General features: G+C 56.3%; 15 protein-coding genes, 2 tRNA genes and 1 rRNA gene. 5 read left to right on the top strand and 13 right to left on the bottom strand.

What is annotated here, in order from left to right:
- Positions 1–30 precede the first annotated feature (30 nt).
- Positions 31–2052 (bottom strand): DNA helicase Rep, encoded by a 2022-nt coding sequence (gene rep / locus M8318_RS01215; protein ID WP_262660712.1) that lies wholly within the window; start codon positions 2050–2052, stop codon positions 31–33.
- A 112-nt stretch (positions 2053–2164) separates the two neighbouring features.
- Here rep and ppiC (M8318_RS01210) point away from each other — a divergent pair, with 112 nt between their 5' ends.
- Both ppiC (M8318_RS01210) and ppiC (M8318_RS01205) read left to right on the top strand, forming a co-directional pair.
- Complete coding sequence (gene ppiC / locus M8318_RS01210; RefSeq protein WP_106995953.1) at positions 2165–2446, top strand: peptidylprolyl isomerase PpiC; 282 nt, start codon at positions 2165–2167, stop codon at positions 2444–2446.
- A 49-nt stretch (positions 2447–2495) separates the two neighbouring features.
- Entirely contained in the window at positions 2496–2777 is a 282-nt protein-coding gene (gene ppiC / locus M8318_RS01205; protein ID WP_032615193.1) for a peptidylprolyl isomerase PpiC, read from the top strand.
- 88 nt (positions 2778–2865) lie between these two features.
- Here ppiC (M8318_RS01205) and ilvC read toward each other — a convergent pair whose 3' ends face one another.
- Complete coding sequence (gene ilvC, locus M8318_RS01200) at positions 2866–4341, bottom strand: ketol-acid reductoisomerase (protein ID WP_262660711.1); 1476 nt, start codon at positions 4339–4341, stop codon at positions 2866–2868.
- 152 nt (positions 4342–4493) lie between these two features.
- Between ilvC and ilvY the strand changes: the two genes are divergently transcribed.
- The gene (gene ilvY / locus M8318_RS01195; protein ID WP_106995955.1) at positions 4494–5384 is read left to right on the top strand and encodes an HTH-type transcriptional activator IlvY; all 891 of its coding nucleotides are present in this window, start codon (positions 4494–4496) and stop codon (positions 5382–5384) included.
- Here the strand turns inward: ilvY and ilvA are convergent.
- The 7 genes from ilvA to ilvL form a co-directional block, all read right to left on the bottom strand.
- Positions 5381–6925 carry a threonine ammonia-lyase, biosynthetic gene (ilvA, locus tag M8318_RS01190; protein ID WP_156265197.1) on the bottom strand — a complete coding sequence of 515 codons (1545 nt, stop codon included), beginning with the start codon at positions 6923–6925 and terminating at the stop codon, positions 5381–5383. The two genes, ilvY and ilvA, sit on opposite strands and share 4 nt — an antisense overlap.
- Positions 6926–6927: 2 nt before the next feature.
- Complete coding sequence (gene ilvD / locus M8318_RS01185; RefSeq protein WP_166184765.1) at positions 6928–8778, bottom strand: dihydroxy-acid dehydratase; 1851 nt, start codon at positions 8776–8778, stop codon at positions 6928–6930.
- A 59-nt stretch (positions 8779–8837) separates the two neighbouring features.
- Positions 8838–9767 (bottom strand): branched-chain-amino-acid transaminase, encoded by a 930-nt coding sequence (ilvE, locus tag M8318_RS01180; protein ID WP_166184769.1) that lies wholly within the window; start codon positions 9765–9767, stop codon positions 8838–8840.
- 16 nt (positions 9768–9783) lie between these two features.
- Positions 9784–10053, bottom strand: a complete 270-nt coding sequence (gene ilvM, locus M8318_RS01175) for an acetolactate synthase 2 small subunit (protein ID WP_032615208.1) — start codon at positions 10051–10053, stop codon at positions 9784–9786.
- Positions 10050–11696 carry an acetolactate synthase 2 catalytic subunit gene (ilvG, locus tag M8318_RS01170; protein WP_262660705.1) on the bottom strand — a complete coding sequence of 549 codons (1647 nt, stop codon included), beginning with the start codon at positions 11694–11696 and terminating at the stop codon, positions 10050–10052. Before ilvG ends, ilvM begins: the two co-directional genes overlap by 4 nt.
- 2 nt (positions 11697–11698) lie before the next feature.
- Positions 11699–11749 (bottom strand): peptide IlvX, encoded by a 51-nt coding sequence (ilvX, locus tag M8318_RS01165; protein ID WP_196221615.1) that lies wholly within the window; start codon positions 11747–11749, stop codon positions 11699–11701.
- 86 nt (positions 11750–11835) lie between these two features.
- Positions 11836–11934: an ilv operon leader peptide gene (gene ilvL, locus M8318_RS01160; protein ID WP_001311244.1), complete on the bottom strand. Its 99-nt coding sequence runs from the start codon at positions 11932–11934 to the stop codon at positions 11836–11838.
- A 342-nt stretch (positions 11935–12276) separates the two neighbouring features.
- On the opposite strand from ilvL, the gene M8318_RS01155 reads away from it, so the two are divergent.
- Positions 12277–13797 carry a YifB family Mg chelatase-like AAA ATPase gene (locus M8318_RS01155; protein ID WP_262660704.1) on the top strand — a complete coding sequence of 507 codons (1521 nt, stop codon included), beginning with the start codon at positions 12277–12279 and terminating at the stop codon, positions 13795–13797.
- Positions 13798–13822: 25 nt separating this feature from the next.
- On the opposite strand, the gene M8318_RS01150 is transcribed toward M8318_RS01155, so the two are convergent.
- The gene (locus M8318_RS01150) at positions 13823–14161 is read right to left on the bottom strand and encodes a DUF413 domain-containing protein (protein WP_262660702.1); all 339 of its coding nucleotides are present in this window, start codon (positions 14159–14161) and stop codon (positions 13823–13825) included.
- A gap of 118 nt (positions 14162–14279) precedes the next feature.
- Between M8318_RS01150 and hdfR the strand changes: the two genes are divergently transcribed.
- The gene (gene hdfR / locus M8318_RS01145) at positions 14280–15101 is read left to right on the top strand and encodes an HTH-type transcriptional regulator HdfR (RefSeq protein ID WP_262660701.1); all 822 of its coding nucleotides are present in this window, start codon (positions 14280–14282) and stop codon (positions 15099–15101) included.
- A gap of 101 nt (positions 15102–15202) precedes the next feature.
- On the opposite strand, the gene M8318_RS01140 is transcribed toward hdfR, so the two are convergent.
- From M8318_RS01140 to rrf, 3 genes are all read right to left on the bottom strand, one after another.
- Positions 15203–15278, bottom strand: a tRNA-Trp gene (locus tag M8318_RS01140).
- A gap of 50 nt (positions 15279–15328) precedes the next feature.
- Positions 15329–15405, bottom strand: a tRNA-Asp gene (locus tag M8318_RS01135).
- A gap of 55 nt (positions 15406–15460) precedes the next feature.
- Positions 15461–15557, bottom strand: a 5S ribosomal RNA gene (rrf, locus tag M8318_RS01130); the annotation flags it as partial.

The raw sequence follows: 15557 nt of genomic DNA, 5'->3' as shown, positions 1-15557 counted from the left end.
CGGCGACACGACGCTTACCGGGCACTCAAACTAGCGGTTTTTTGCCTTCTCCATCATCGCGCGAATATTGGCGATACTGGCCTGGCCTTTATGCATCCGCTCTTCGGCGGTAATCACTTTGCGCTCCTGCTCCCAAAGCACATCATCCTGCGGTAATTCCAGCAGAAAGCGGCTAGGCTCGGGACGCACCAGTTCCCCGTACTGACGGCGCTCTTTACACAGTGTAAAGGTCAGCTCTTTTTGCGCTCGCGTAATGCCCACGTAGGCCAGACGGCGCTCTTCATCAACGTTATCTTCATCGATGCTGCTCTGATGCGGCAGGATGCCCTCTTCCATCCCCACCAGGTAGACATAGGGGAACTCCAGCCCTTTCGAGGCGTGCAGGGTCATGAGCTGCACCTGATCCGCCTCCTCTTCGCTTTCACCGCGCTCCATCATGTCACGCAGGGTAAAGCGGGTGACGACCTGGGTCAGGGTCATCGGCTCGTCGATGTCAGAACCTTCCAGCATCTCGGTCATCCAGCTGAAAAGCGTATTGACATTTTTCATCCGCATCTCCGCCGCTTTCGGGCTGGCGGAGGTTTCATACAGCCAGGATTCATAGTCGATCCCGCGGATCAGATCGCGCACCGCTGCGATCGGCTCCCGCTCGCTCAGCTGCTGGATCTCGCGCAGCCAGTGAGTGAAGCGGGTCAGCGATTCATAACCACGCCCGGTTAAGCTCTGGCTCAGGCCCATATCGAAGCTGGCAGTCAGCAGGCTCTTATTGCGGGTCATCGCCCACTCGCCCAGTTTTTGCAGCGTCGCCGGGCCAATCTCGCGCTTCGGCGTATTCACGATCCGCAGGAAAGCGCTGTCATCATCCGGGTTGGTGAGTACGCGCAGGTAGGCGAGCAGATCCTTAATTTCCGGGCGCGAGAAGAACGACGTCCCACCCGAAATTTTGTACGGGATGCGGTTCTGCATCAGCATCTTTTCAAAGACGCGCGACTGGTGATTTCCGCGATAGAGAATGGCGTAATCTTTGTAGTTGGTCTTATTCACAAAGTGATGAGCAATCAGCTCCCCCGCCACGCGTTCGGCTTCGTGATCGTCGTTATTAGCGCTCAACACCTTAAGCTCAGTGCCATAGCCCAGCTCGGAGAAAAGGCGTTTTTCAAACACGTGCGGGTTATTGGCGATCAGGATGTTTGCCGCCTTCAGAATACGGCCAGATGAGCGGTAGTTCTGCTCCAGCTTGATCACCTGCAGCGCCGGGAAATCTTTGCTCAGCAGGACCAGGTTTTGCGGACGAGCGCCACGCCAGGAGTAGATCGACTGATCGTCATCGCCCACTACGGTAAAACGCGCCCGCTGGCCCACCAGCAGTTTCACCAGCTCGTACTGGCTGGTGTTGGTGTCCTGATATTCATCCACCAGCAGGTAGCGGATCTTGTTCTGCCAGCGCTCGCGCACCTCTTCATTGCGCTGAAGCAGCAGCGTCGGGAGCAGGATCAGATCGTCAAAGTCCAGCACATTGCAGGCTTTGAGATGATCGTTGTACAGGCTGTAGCAGTGGGCGAAGATCCGATCCCGCTCTCCTTTGGCGCTTGCAGCGGCCTGGGCAGGGTCCATCAGATCGTTTTTCCAGTTGGAGATCGTAGAGATCAACTGCTGCAACACCGTTTTGTCGTCTTCGATCAGCCCTTCGGTCAGCTCTTTCAGCAATGCCACCTGATCGGTATCGTCAAACAGGGAGAAGTTCGACTTCATGCCCAACGCCGCGTATTCGCGCTTAATGATATCCAGCCCCAGGGTATGGAAGGTGGAGATCATCAGGCCGCGCGCCTCTTTACGCCCTAACGTCTGGCCGACACGCTCTTTCATCTCGCGCGCCGCTTTGTTGGTAAAGGTTACCGCCGCGATATGGCGTGCCTGATAGCCGCAGCCGCGGATCAGGTGGGCGATCTTGTTGGTGATCACGCGGGTTTTACCGGAACCCGCCCCTGCCAGCACCAGGCATGGTCCAGTAACGAATTCGACCGCTTGTTGTTGTCCAGGGTTTAAACGCATGGGAATATTGCTCAATCTTCGAACGGGGTGGGGATTGTAGCAGAAAGCCGGGCGCAGATTTACCGGCTAATGATAAAGTGAAGAAAACGCGATGAACGCCTGGAACAGAACCATGAAAAAGACCGCCGCAGCCCTGCACATTCTGGTAAAAGAAGAGAAACTGGCGCAGGAGATCCTCGCCAAACTGGAACGCGGCATCAGCTTTGATCATCTGGCGAAGCGCTACTCGAAATGCCCGTCCGGGCGTAACGGCGGCGATTTAGGTGAATTTAAGCAGGGTGCCATGGTGGGGCCTTTCGATCAGGCGGTCTTCAGCTGTCCGCTACTGAAGCCTTACGGCCCGGTGAAAACCAAATTTGGCTACCATATCATTAAGGTGCTGTACCGCAGCTAACGCGTGGTATATTGCGCCCCGATTTTACTCAACCCTTCAAGGCACGATCATGGCGAAAACAGCGGCAGCAATGCACATCCTGGTAAAAGAAGAGAAACTGGCTCTGGAGCTTCTGGAGCAGATCAAGAACGGCGGCGACTTCGAGAAGCTGGCGAAAAAGCACTCCACCTGTCCATCAGGTAAAAAAGGCGGTCATCTGGGTGAATTCCGTCAAGGCCAGATGGTTCCGGCGTTCGATAAAGTGGTGTTCTCCTGCCCGGTGCTGGAGCCTACCGGCCCACTGCACACTCAGTTCGGTTACCACATCATCAAGGTGCTGTACCGCAACTAATAAAAAAGCCCGGTGGCGCTAACGCTTACCGGGCCTACTTTTGCACTTTGTAGGTCGGGTAAGGCGTAGCCGCCACCCGACAATTTACTTAACCTGCTACGGCAATACGTTTCATATCGGTCATATAACCACGCAACTTCTGGCCCACCTTCTCGATCTCGTGGCTACGAATCGCTTCGTTCACGTCACGCAGCTGGGCATTATCTACCGCACCTTCGTTGATCGCTTTACCCAGGTCGCCGGTCTGCAGCGTGGTCATGAACTCTTTCAGCAGCGGTACGCAGGCGTAAGAGAACAGGTAGTTACCGTACTCAGCGGTATCAGAGATCACCACGTTCATTTCGTACAGACGCTTACGGGCGATGGTGTTCGCGATCAGCGGCAACTCGTGCAGTGATTCATAGTACGCAGACTCTTCGATGATGCCGGAATCCACCATGGTTTCGAAGGCCAGCTCAACGCCCGCTTTCACCATCGCAATCATCAGAACACCTTTATCGAAGTACTCCTGCTCGCTGATTTTCCCGTCGAACTGCGCCGCGGTTTCGAACGCGGTTTTGCCGGTCTCTTCACGCCAGGTCAGCAGGTTTTTGTCATCGTTGGCCCAGTCAGCCATCATGCCGGAAGAGAATTCACCGGAGATGATGTCGTCCATGTGTTTCTGGAACAGCGGAGCCATGATGGTTTTCAGCTGCTCAGACAGCGCGTAAGCACGGACTTTCGCCGGGTTAGACAGGCGATCCATCATCAGGGTGATCCCGCCCTGCTTCAGCGCTTCGGTAATGGTTTCCCAGCCGAACTGAATCAGTTTTTCAGCGTATGCCGGGTCGGTACCTTCTTCCACCAGCTTGTCGAAGCACAGCAGGGAGCCGGCCTGCAGCATACCGCACAGGATAGTCTGCTCACCCATCAGGTCAGATTTCACTTCTGCAACGAAGGAAGATTCCAGCACGCCCGCACGGTGGCCGCCGGTGGCTGCTGCCCATGCTTTGGCAATCGCCATGCCTTCGCCTTTCGGATCGTTTTCCGGGTGAACCGCAATCAGCGTTGGCACGCCGAAACCACGTTTGTACTCTTCACGCACTTCGGTACCCGGGCACTTCGGCGCTACCATCACGACGGTGATGTCTTTACGGATCTGCTCGCCCACTTCAACGATGTTGAAGCCGTGGGAGTAACCCAGCGCCGCACCGTCTTTCATCAGCGGCTGTACGGAACGCACAACGTCAGAGTGCTGTTTGTCCGGGGTCAGGTTAACCACCAGATCCGCCTGCGGAACCAGCTCTTCGTAGGTACCGACTTTGAAGCCGTTTTCGGTCGCTTTGCGCCAGGAAGCACGCTTCTCAGCAATGGCTTCTTTACGCAGGGCATAAGAGATATCCAGACCGGAGTCACGCATGTTCAGGCCCTGGTTCAGACCCTGTGCGCCACAGCCGACGATGACCACTTTTTTACCCTGAAGGTAGCTCGCGCCGTCAGCAAATTCGTCGCGCGCCATAAAGCGGCATTTGCCCAGCTGCGCCAGCTGCTGGCGCAAGTTCAGTGTATTAAAGTAGTTAGCCATGGGTGATACCTCGTGATGTTGTGCGTCTTATTGTTCGGTTCGCTTTTCAGCGAGAATGTACCCACATTACAACAGGAAATTTATTGCGGAAATTGATATATTCACAACGTTACGTTGCAATTTCTGCAATATAAAACCCGGGAGTGGAATCGGTGGATTTACGCGATCTGAAATTGTTCCTGCATCTGGCGGAAAGCCGTCATTTTGGCCGCAGCGCGCGGGCGATGCACGTCAGCCCCTCTACGCTTTCCCGCCAGATCCAGCGCCTGGAAGAGGACCTCGGACAACCGCTATTTATACGCGATAACCGCACGGTCACCCTCACCGAAGCCGGCGAAGAACTGCGCACGTTTGCCCAGCAAACCTTGTTGCAGTATCAGCAGCTGCGCCACACCATCGACCAGCAGGGGCCATCGCTTTCCGGGGAATTGCATATCTTCTGCTCGGTGACCGCCGCCTATAGCCATCTGCCGCCCATCCTCGATCGCTTCCGGGCCGAACATCCGTCGGTGGAGATCAAACTCACCACCGGCGATGCCGCCGACGCGATGGAAAAGGTGGTGACGGGAGAAGCGGATCTGGCGATTGCCGGTAAACCGGAAACCCTGCCGGGGGCGGTGGCGTTTTCAATGCTGGAAAATCTGGCAGTGGTGCTGATCGCCCCGGCGCTGCCCTGCCCGGTGCGTAACCAGGTGTCGGTGGAAAAACCCGACTGGTCCACGGTGCCCTTTATCATGGCCGATCAGGGGCCGGTACGTCGCCGCATCGAGTTGTGGTTCCGTCGCCAGAAGATCAGCAATCCATCAATTTATGCCACGGTCGGCGGCCACGAGGCGATGGTTTCGATGGTGGCGCTCGGCTGCGGCGTGGCGCTGCTGCCGGAAGTGGTGCTGGAGAACAGCCCGGAGCCGGTGCGTAATCGCGTGATGATCCTGGAGCGCAGCGACGAGAAAACGCCGTTCGAGCTTGGCGTCTGTGCACAAAAAAAGCGGCTGCATGAGCCGCTTATTGATGCGTTCTGGAAGATATTGCCGAACCATTAACCCGCCAGGAAGAACCTGAACGCCGGGTTGTGGGTTTCGTCATGACAGTCATAACCCAGCTCGTTCAGCCGCGTTTCGAAATCCGGCTCATGCTCGCCCAGTTCGAATGCCGCCAGCACGCGACCGTAGTCGGTGCCGTGACTGCGGTAGTGGAACAGGGAGATGTTCCAGTGCGTACCCAGCGTATGCAGAAACTTCAGCAATGCGCCTGGCGATTCCGGGAACTCGAAGCTGAACAGACGCTCCTGTAACGGCTTCGACGGACGCCCCCCGACCATATAGCGAACGTGCAGCTTCGCCATTTCATCATCGGAGAGATCCACCACGCTGTAGCCACCCTGGTGCAGCAGGTTGAGGATCTCTTTACGCTCTTCCAGGCCACGGCTCAGACGCACGCCGACAAAAATGCAGGCGTCTTTGGCATCGGCAAACCGGTAGTTGAACTCCGTCACCGAGCGACCGCCCAGCAGCTGGCAGAACTTAAGGAAACTGCCCTTCTCTTCCGGAATGGTCACCGCCAACAGCGCTTCACGCTGTTCTCCAAGCTCGCAACGTTCGGAAACGTAGCGCAGACCGTGGAAGTTGACGTTAGCCCCGGAGAGCACGTGGGCCAGACGCTCGCCGCGGATGTTGTGCTGGGCGATGTACTTTTTCATCCCCGCCAGCGCAAGCGCGCCGGACGGTTCTGCCACTGCACGCACATCCTCGAACAGATCCTTCATCGCCGCGCAGATCGCATCGCTGTCGACGGTGATGATGTCGTCGAGATACTCCTGGCAGACGCGGAAGGTTTCATCCCCGATGCGTTTCACCGCCACGCCTTCGGCAAACAGCCCGACGCGCGGTAAGTCCACCGGATGACCAGCATCCAGCGCCGCCTTCAGGCAGGCAGAATCCTCGGCTTCAACGGCGATGACTTTGATCTGCGGCATCAGCTGTTTGATCAGCACCGCCACGCCCGCAGCTAACCCGCCGCCGCCAACCGGTACGAATACGCGGTCGAGATGGGCATCCTGCTGTAACAGCTCCAGCGCCAGGGTGCCCTGGCCGGCAATCACCATCGGGTGATCAAACGGCGGCACCCAGGTGAAGCCCTGCTGCTGCGCCAGATCGATGGCTTTGGCTTTCGCCTCGTCAAAATTGGCACCGTGGAGCAGCACTTCGCCGCCAAATCCCCGCACCGCATCGACTTTAATATCTGCGGTTGCCACCGGCATGACGATCAGGGCTTTCAGCCCCAGTCGCGCGGCAGAGAACGCCACGCCCTGGGCATGGTTGCCCGCCGAAGCGGTGATTACGCCACGCGCTTTTTGCTCGTCGGTCAGCCCGGCCATCATCGCGTAGGCGCCGCGCAGCTTGAAGCTGTGCACCGGCTGGCGGTCTTCGCGCTTCACCAGAATGACGTTATCCAGCCGCGACGACAGCTTGTCCATTTTTTGCAGCGGCGTGACCTGCACCGCTTCATAGACCGGCGCACGCAGCACCGCCCGGAGATATTCCGCCCCCTCAGGGGCAGACGATAAGGGTTGGGATTCGGCCATCATTAGCCCCCAAGCTTGGATTTATCGCGCACCGCGCCTTTATCCGCACTGGTGGCAAGGGTGGCGTAGGCACGCAGGGCGAAGGAGACTTCACGCTGACGATCTTTCGGCGTCCAGGCTTTATCGCCACGCGCATCCTGTGCTTCACGGCGGGCAGCGATTTCCTGCGGGCTCAGCTGCAGTTGAATACCGCGATTCGGAATGTCGATTTCGATCAGGTCGCCATCTTCGATGATCGCGATGTTGCCGCCGCTGGCGGCTTCCGGCGAAACGTGACCGATTGAAAGACCGGAAGTACCGCCGGAGAAACGACCGTCGGTGATCAGCGCACAGGCTTTACCGAGGCCCATGGATTTGAGGAAGGTGGTCGGGTAGAGCATCTCCTGCATTCCCGGCCCGCCTTTTGGTCCTTCATAGCGGATGACAACGACATCGCCCGCCACGACTTTGCCGCCGAGGATCGCTTCTACCGCATCATCCTGGCTTTCATAGACTTTTGCCGGGCCGGTGAATTTGAGGATGCTGTCATCCACGCCTGCGGTTTTAACGATACAGCCGTTTTCCGCGAAGTTGCCGTACAGAACCGCCAGGCCGCCATCTTTGCTGTAGGCGTTTTCCAGCGAGCGAATGCAGCCTTCGGCGCGATCGTCATCCAGGGTGTCCCAGCGACAGTTCTGCGAGAACGCCTGCGTGGTACGGATCCCTGCCGGGCCGGCGCGGAACATGCTTTTTACCGCGTCGTCTTTGGTCAGCATCACATCGTACTGATCCAGTGTTTGTGGCAACGTCAGGCCGAGAATGTTTTTCACCTCACGGTTCAGCAGCCCGGCGCGATCCAGCTCGCCCAGAATCCCCAGCACGCCACCGGCACGGTGAACATCTTCCATGTGATATTTAGGGGTGCTTGGCGCAACCTTACACAGCTGCGGTACCTTGCGGGACAGCTGGTCAATGTCGGTCATGGTGAAATCAATTTCCGCTTCCTGAGCCGCGGCCAGCAGGTGCAGAACGGTGTTGGTCGAACCGCCCATGGCGATATCCAGGGTCATGGCGTTTTCAAACGCCGCTTTGCTGGCGATATTGCGCGGCAGTGCGCTGGCATCGTCCTGCTCGTAGTAGCGTTTGGTCAGTTCAACGATGCGTTTACCGGCGTTGAGGAACAGCTCTTTACGATCGGCGTGGGTCGCCAGCAGCGAGCCGTTACCCGGCTGAGACAGGCCCAGCGCTTCGGTCAGACAGTTCATCGAGTTGGCGGTGAACATACCGGAACAGGAGCCGCAGGTTGGACAGGCGGAACGCTCAACCTGATCGCTCTGCTCGTCGGAGACTTTCGGGTCGGCACCCTGAATCATCGCGTCGACCAGGTCGAGCTTGATGATTTTATCGGAAAGCTTGGTTTTACCCGCTTCCATTGGGCCGCCGGAGACGAAGATCACCGGAATGTTCAGGCGCAGGGAGGCCATCAGCATCCCCGGGGTGATTTTGTCGCAGTTGGAGATGCAGACCATCGCATCGGCACAGTGGGCGTTAACCATGTACTCCACCGAATCGGCGATCAGCTCGCGCGACGGCAGTGAATAAAGCATGCCCCCGTGCCCCATCGCGATCCCGTCATCCACGGCGATGGTGTTGAACTCTTTCGCCACGCCGCCGGAGGCTTCAATCTGCTCGGCAACCAGCTTCCCGAGATCGCGAAGATGAACGTGACCCGGGACGAACTGGGTAAACGAGTTGACCACGGCGATAATCGGTTTGCCGAAATCGGCGTCGGTCATCCCGGTGGCGCGCCACAGCGCGCGGGCGCCGGCCATGTTGCGGCCGTGAGTGGTGGTGGCGGAACGGTACTTAGGCATGCGTTATTTACTCCGTCTATCTGGTAAATGGGACGGTGCGTGCCGTCCCATATTTATGCTTATTGATTAACCTGATCCAGCCAACCCCATTTATCTTCGGTTTCGCCGGTAAAGAGGCCAAAGAAGGCGTCCTGGATACGTTTGGTGACCGGACCACGGCGACCTTCGCCTACCTGGATGCCGTCAACGCTGCGTACCGGGGTGATCTCTGCGGCGGTACCGGACATGAAGATTTCATCGGCCAGGTACAGCGATTCGCGGGACAGAACCTGCTCGCGCACTTCGATACCCAGATCCTGCGCCAGCTTGATGATGGCGTCACGGGTAATACCCGGCAGAGCGGAGGAGGTAAACGGTGGCGTGAACAGAATGCCATCTTTCACTTCGAACAGGTTCTCACCTGCGCCTTCAGAGATGTAGCCGTTCACATCCAGGGCGATACCTTCCTGATAGCCGTGGCGACGTGCTTCGCTGCCAACCAGCAGGGAGGAGAGGTAGTTACCGCCCGCTTTTGCTGCGGTCGGGATGGTGTTAGGTGCTACGCGGTTCCAGGAGGAAACCATCGCGTCGATCCCCTGCTCCAGCGCTTCTGCGCCGAGGTAGGCTCCCCACGGGAACGCGGCGATGATCACATCGGTGGTGTAACCGGCTGGCGGATTAACGCCCATACCCACATCGCCCACGAACACCAGAGGACGAATATAGGCGCTGGTCAGGTTGTTTTTGCGCAGGACGGCGCGGCATGCTTCCATCAGCTCGTCGACGCTCTGGGAAACCGGGAAACGATAAATTTTGGCTGAATCACGCAGACGTTGCATGTGTTCGCGATGGCGGAACACCACCGGACCTTTGTGTGAGTCGTAGCAACGGATGCCTTCAAAAACAGACGTACCGTAGTGCAGAGCGTGGGACATCACGTGGACTTTAGCGTCCTCCCAGCGAATCATCTCACCATTGGACCAAATGAAATCAGCTTTCTTCGTCGTCATTTTTCTTCCTTTGCGCTCAGGCGCGAATTTGTTGTGTTTGCGATGTAGCGGCACGCTGCTGAATATCGACCCGTGCGACGTCGACCAGTTTGCTCAACTGGCTAAACAGTAATTCGACGGGGCGCTGGCTGGCAACGGTCAATTCGATATTTATGTTCTGCGCGTCGGTGGCGGTTTCCATGTTCATGGAACATATCTGGAACCCACGATGGCGCACCACGCGCAACACACGTTCTAATGTTTCCGGGTTGAAGCGAGCCTGCACGGCGACCTGATGTTGCATCATGATAATTTCTCCAGCATTTGTGAGTTACTGGCGCCGGGCGGCACCAACGGCCAGACATTCTCAAGCTCGTCGATTGAGACATGAAGCAGGTAAGGCCCCTTGCTTGACAGCATTTCATCAAGTGCCGCTTCAACCTGGTCTTTACGGGTAATGTGCTGGCCAGGGATGCCGAAGGCGCTGGCCAGAACGAGGAAATCGGGGTTATCGGTCAGGGTGGTTTCGCTGTAACGCTCCTGGAAAAAGAGCTGCTGCCACTGGCGCACCATGCCTAAACGTTGGTTATCCAGCAGCACGATCTTCACCGGCAGTTGCTTGCGTTTGATGGTGCCCAGCTCCTGCACGTTCATCATGAAGGAGCCATCTCCGGAGACACAGATCACCGTATCCTCCGGGCGCGCCACCTGGGCACCTACGGCGGCTGGCAAGCCGAAGCCCATGGTACCTAAGCCACTGGATGTGATGAAGTTTTCCGGTCGCGTGTAGGTCATGTGCTGGGCGGACCACATCTGATGCTGGCCCACGTCGGTGGTCACCACGCTGTCGGCCGGTTTGCGATCCGACAGCTGCTTGAGCAACAACGGGGCATAGATCGCTTCACCAGGATGGTCGTAGCGCCAGGCGTGCTCGCGGCGCATCTCTGCCGCATGCTGACGCCACGCGTCGATCGCTAAAGGCTGCTGTAACGCAGGCAGCAGCGCGTTGAGGTCACCCTGCAGGGCCACGTGCGCCTGACGGAGCTTGTGCATCTCTGCCGGGTCGATATCCATATGAATAACTTTGGCATTCGGTGCGAAGGTATTCAGCTTGCCGGTGACGCGGTCGTCAAACCGCGCGCCTACGGCGATCAGCAGGTCACACTCCTGCACGGCGAGGTTGGCGGCTTTGGTGCCGTGCATCCCCAGCATGCCGAGATAGTACGGGTAGTCAGCCTCCACCGCGCCCAGGCCTTTTAAGGTGCAGGCCGCTGGCATCCGGGTAGTGGCAATAAATTCGCGCAGGGCCGGCACCGCCTGCGCCATCCCCACGCCGCCGCCCACATACAGGATCGGCTTTTGCGCGTGGGCTAACATCTGGCTGGCCTCGCTGACTTCGGCAAACGGGAACGCATCCTCACTCTCAACGGTGGAGAAGTGCGGCTCCAGATCGCCCAGGGCAACCTGAATATCTTTCGGGATATCAACCAGAACTGGGCCAGGACGGCCTGAGTTTGCCACCTCAAAGGCTTCCGCCATCACGCGCGGCAGCTCTTCCAGGGATTGCACGAGGAAGCTGTGTTTCGTACAAGCCAGTGACAAACCGAGAACGTCCACTTCCTGGAAAGCGTCGGTGCCGATCAAAGGTGAAGCGACCTGGCCGGTGATCGCCACAACCGGAACGGAATCAAGCAGCGCGTCAGCCAGGCCGGTGATCAGGTTGGTCGCACCCGGGCCAGAGGTCGCCATGCAGACGCCTGTTTTCCCGGTTGCACGGGCATAACCAATGGCCGCCATCGCCGCACCCTGCTCATGTCGGCACAACAGGTGTTCCACGCCGCCGTCATACAACGCATCGTAAATCGGCATAATTGCGCCACCCGGGTAACCGAAGATGGTATCGACTCCCTGCGCTCGCAACGCATGTACTACCCACTGTGCGCCATTCATAGTTACTTCCCCGTCGTAAATCGTGAGAAACAGAATTTTGTGCTACTACTCATCGTCTGCTCCTCGTTTATGTTTTAAGGTCATAAAAAAACCCCCGGACCTTTCGGTGCGGGGGTCTTAGTTCGTTAAGGCTTGATTACTAAGCCTTTCCTCGTCCAAGTGCAGCCCCGCACGGTGGGATAATAATCACCACCACGCTAATCACGACCAGGCTAATCACTCGTAGAAGGGCTGTCATTTTCTGTTCTTTTTGCATCTTGTTCGAAGGAATACCTAAAGAGTTATCACAGATATCGAACCGAGCACAACTTTTTTTTATAATTCACTTTCTTATGACGCGAATAGTTTAGATAAAAATCATTGTTTTTTATGACAAAAATAGAAAATGAATTATTTTCATTTTTTATTACTCAACAAAGGCCGATAAGGAAAACGTATTGAGCTTTGCGAGCAGGCTTCCATGACAATGAAAAGGTTACAATTTCGGGGAAATATTGCAGAACAGGCCCCGTAAAAACGCGATTTGCCGATAAAAAGCGGGACCACAAAGTGACATAGTGGCGCTACAAGGAGGCTCGTTATGTCATTGTCGGTTGTTTATACCCGCGCTGCGTTAGGCGTTAAAGCGCCGCTCATTTCCGTAGAAGTTCACCTCAGTAATGGCCTCCCGGGCTTAACGCTGGTCGGCCTGCCGGAAACCACCGTCAAAGAGGCCAGGGATCGGGTACGCAGCGCCATCATCAATAGCGGTTATACCTTTCCGGCCAAAAAGATCACCATCAATCTGGCGCCAGCCGATTTACCCAAGGAAGGCGGGCGATATGATTTACCTATCGCCATTGCGCTTCTCGCCGCCTCTGAGCAGCTCTCCTCTCCCAGACTAAGCGCATACGAGTTTGTGGGTGAGCTGGCGCTTACAGGCGCATTAAGAGGGGTTCCCGGCGCGATAACTGGCGCCCTGGCGGCTATTCAGGCTGGCAGAGAGATTATTGTCGCCAACGATAACGCCGCCGAAGTCAGCCTTATCGAACAAAAAGGCTGTCTGGTGGCAGAACACTTGCAGGAGGTATGCGCCTTTCTTGAAGGCCGTCACGAACTGACTGCCCCCGTTGGGGAGCCTCTTGTACCAGGCAATGACGATCGTGATATCAGCGATATCATCGGTCAGGAGCAGGGTAAACGGGCCCTGGAGATCACTGCGGCCGGTGCACATAATCTGCTGCTGATTGGTCCACCTGGCACCGGCAAAACCATGCTTGCGAGTCGGCTCAATGGCCTGCTACCGCCACTCAGCAACCATGAGGCGCTGGAGAGTGCGGCAATCGTAAGTCTGGTGAACGCCACATCGATGTATAAGCAGTGGCGTCAGCGTCCCTTTCGCGCACCTCATCACAGCGCCTCGCTCGTGGCCATGGTGGGCGGGGGTGCTATCCCTGCACCGGGAGAGATTTCGCTGGCGCATAACGGCATTCTCTTTCTGGACGAGTTACCCGAGTTTGAACGACGCGTACTGGATGCCTTACGCGAGCCTATCGAATCGGGGCAGATCAATATCTCCCGTACCCGCGCAAAGATCAGTTATCCGGCGCGATTCCAGCTTATCGCCGCCATGAATCCCAGCCCAACGGGGCATTATCAGGGTAATCACAATCGTTGTTCACCCGAACAGACGCTTCGCTATCTGGGGCGCTTATCCGGACCGTTTCTCGACCGCTTCGACTTATCGCTTGAGATCCCGCTACCGCCGCCAGGGTTGCTAAGCCAGGCGCATGCCATGGGAGAATCCAGCCTCACTGTGCGAAACAGAGTGATTGCCGCGCAGGAGCGACAGCTGGTGCGGCAAAATAAACTCAATGCCCATCTGGATAATGCGGAGATCCGCAGATTTTGCCCACTCATGGCAGAAGATGCCCGGTGGCTGGAAGAGACCCTTACCCGATTCGGCCTGTCGGTACGTGCCTGGCAAAGGCTGCTGAAGGTGACCCGTACGATTGCCGATCTGGAGGAGAGTGAAAATATTGAACGCAGACACCTGCAGGAGGCCCTGAGCTATCGCGCTATCGATCGCTTGCTGCTGCATCTGCAAAAAATGCTGGCATAAAAAAAGGGGCCGGAGCCCCTTCTTCTTAATCGTCTGATTCGGTGTAGTCTTCTGCACCTTCCATCTGTGGTTTACCACCAGACAGAGTATGGAACCGCTTTGGACGTTTGATACGCCCCATATACTTGATCCATACGCGCTCCGCTTCCGTTATCGGCTCACGTTCGCCACGGCAGACGGCAACAAACGATTTTTCGTCATCAGTGGTGGGTTCACGTTTTCCCAAATCCAGTTCATTGAAAGCATAACCGTGGCGCTCAAGCAGTTGTGCCTCTTTGATGGTGAAATCACCATGGCGAGAAAATCCGCGTGGATAATTTTTATTGTCGAAAAAACGATTAGTCGTCGTAAAGCTTTCCGCCATCCTACACGCTCCTATATCTTTGGCCGAGCTATTTATGGCGCGGAGTATTAGTTACGCTTGACAGAGCGTCCAACAAAACATTTAAATCATAACGACAAATTATTTTGCGGAGAAAACCGTGGATACGGAATTGCTAAAAACTTTCCTCGAAGTGAGCAGAACTCGCCACTTTGGGCGCGCCGCAGAAGCGCTTTATCTGACTCAGTCGGCGGTGAGCTTTCGTATTCGTCAGCTTGAAAATCAGCTTGGGGTGAATCTTTTTACCCGTCATCGCAATAACATTCGCTTAACGCCCGCAGGTGAAAAACTTCTGCCCTATGCAGAAACCCTGATGAATACCTGGCAGGCCGCGCGTAAAGAGGTTGCTCATACCTCAAAGCATAATGAGTTTTCTATCGGTGCCAGCGCCTCTTTATGGGAGTGCATGCTAAGCCCCTGGCTTAGCCGATTGTATCGCTCTCACGGACAGCTGCAGTTTGAGGCCCGCATTGCGCAACGGCAGTCGCTGGTAAAGCAGTTGCATGAACGACAGCTGGATCTGCTGATCACTACCGAAGCCCCGAAAATGGATGAATTTAGCAGCCAGATCCTTGGGCAGTTCACTCTGGCGCTTTATGCTGCTGAATCTTCGGCCATGAAAAGCGACCTGAACTATTTGCGACTCGAGTGGGGACCCGACTTCCAGCCGCATGAGGCCGGTTTGATTGCCATTGACGATGTGCCGGTCCTGACCACCAGTTCCGCTGAGATAGCCTGCCAGCAGCTCGCATCGCTAAAAGGTTGCACCTGGTTGCCGCAACGCTGGGCCAGTAATAAACCGGGTTTACATACGGTGACGGATTCAGCCACTCTCCAGAGGCCGCTGTATGCCATCTGGTTGCAGAACAGCGATAAGCAAAGCCAAATCAAAGATCTGCTTAAAATCAATGTGATGGATTAATGGATATGTTGCAGGGACGCAACGCAAAGACGTTAAAGAGGCAGGTCTTTGCTTTCTTACAGGCAAAAAAAATCCTTTGCCGAAGCAAAGGATTCTTTATATGGCAGGGGCGGAGAGACTCGAACTCGCGACACCCGGTTTTGGAGACCGGTGCTCTACCAACTGAGCTACGCCCCTAAATTTCTTGCTACTAAGCCTGCTACATTAGCAGGCTTAGTTTTAATAGGTGGCGGAACGGACGGGACTCGAACCCGCGACCCCCTGCGTGACAGGCAGGTATTCTAACCGACTGAACTACCGCTCCACCGAATACTTCTGTAACCACCGGGTTAATGCCCCGGTTCACTACGTAATTTGATGCCTGGCAGTTCCCTACTCTCGCATGGGGAGACCCCACACTACCATCGGCGCTACGGCGTTTCACTTCTGAGTTCGGCATGGGGTCAGGTGGGACCA

Source organism: Leclercia tamurae (genome assembly GCF_025566055.1).
Lineage (GTDB): Bacteria > Pseudomonadota > Gammaproteobacteria > Enterobacterales > Enterobacteriaceae > Enterobacter > Enterobacter tamurae.
The sequence above is the reverse complement of the archived record's forward strand: the minus strand, read 5'-3'. Positions and strand labels throughout refer to the sequence as shown.

Excerpts from the sequence above, each read along its gene's own strand:
- ilvM (WP_032615208.1), bottom strand. The coding sequence starts at position 10,053 with ATGATGCAACATCAGGTCGCCGTGCAGGCTCGCTTCAACCCGGAAACA.
- ilvC (WP_262660711.1), bottom strand. The coding sequence starts at position 4,341 with ATGGCTAACTACTTTAATACACTGAACTTGCGCCAGCAGCTGGCGCAG.
- ilvD (WP_166184765.1), bottom strand. The coding sequence starts at position 8,778 with ATGCCTAAGTACCGTTCCGCCACCACCACTCACGGCCGCAACATGGCC.
- M8318_RS01150 (WP_262660702.1), bottom strand. The coding sequence starts at position 14,161 with ATGGCGGAAAGCTTTACGACGACTAATCGTTTTTTCGACAATAAAAAT.
- ilvA (WP_156265197.1), bottom strand. The coding sequence starts at position 6,925 with ATGGCCGAATCCCAACCCTTATCGTCTGCCCCTGAGGGGGCGGAATAT.
- ilvL (WP_001311244.1), bottom strand. The coding sequence starts at position 11,934 with ATGACAGCCCTTCTACGAGTGATTAGCCTGGTCGTGATTAGCGTGGTG.
- ilvE (WP_166184769.1), bottom strand. The coding sequence starts at position 9,767 with ATGACGACGAAGAAAGCTGATTTCATTTGGTCCAATGGTGAGATGATT.
- ilvG (WP_262660705.1), bottom strand. The coding sequence starts at position 11,696 with ATGAATGGCGCACAGTGGGTAGTACATGCGTTGCGAGCGCAGGGAGTC.
- ppiC (WP_032615193.1), top strand. The coding sequence starts at position 2,496 with ATGGCGAAAACAGCGGCAGCAATGCACATCCTGGTAAAAGAAGAGAAA.
- ppiC (WP_106995953.1), top strand. The coding sequence starts at position 2,165 with ATGAAAAAGACCGCCGCAGCCCTGCACATTCTGGTAAAAGAAGAGAAA.
- rep (WP_262660712.1), bottom strand. The coding sequence starts at position 2,052 with ATGCGTTTAAACCCTGGACAACAACAAGCGGTCGAATTCGTTACTGGA.
- M8318_RS01155 (WP_262660704.1), top strand. The coding sequence starts at position 12,277 with ATGTCATTGTCGGTTGTTTATACCCGCGCTGCGTTAGGCGTTAAAGCG.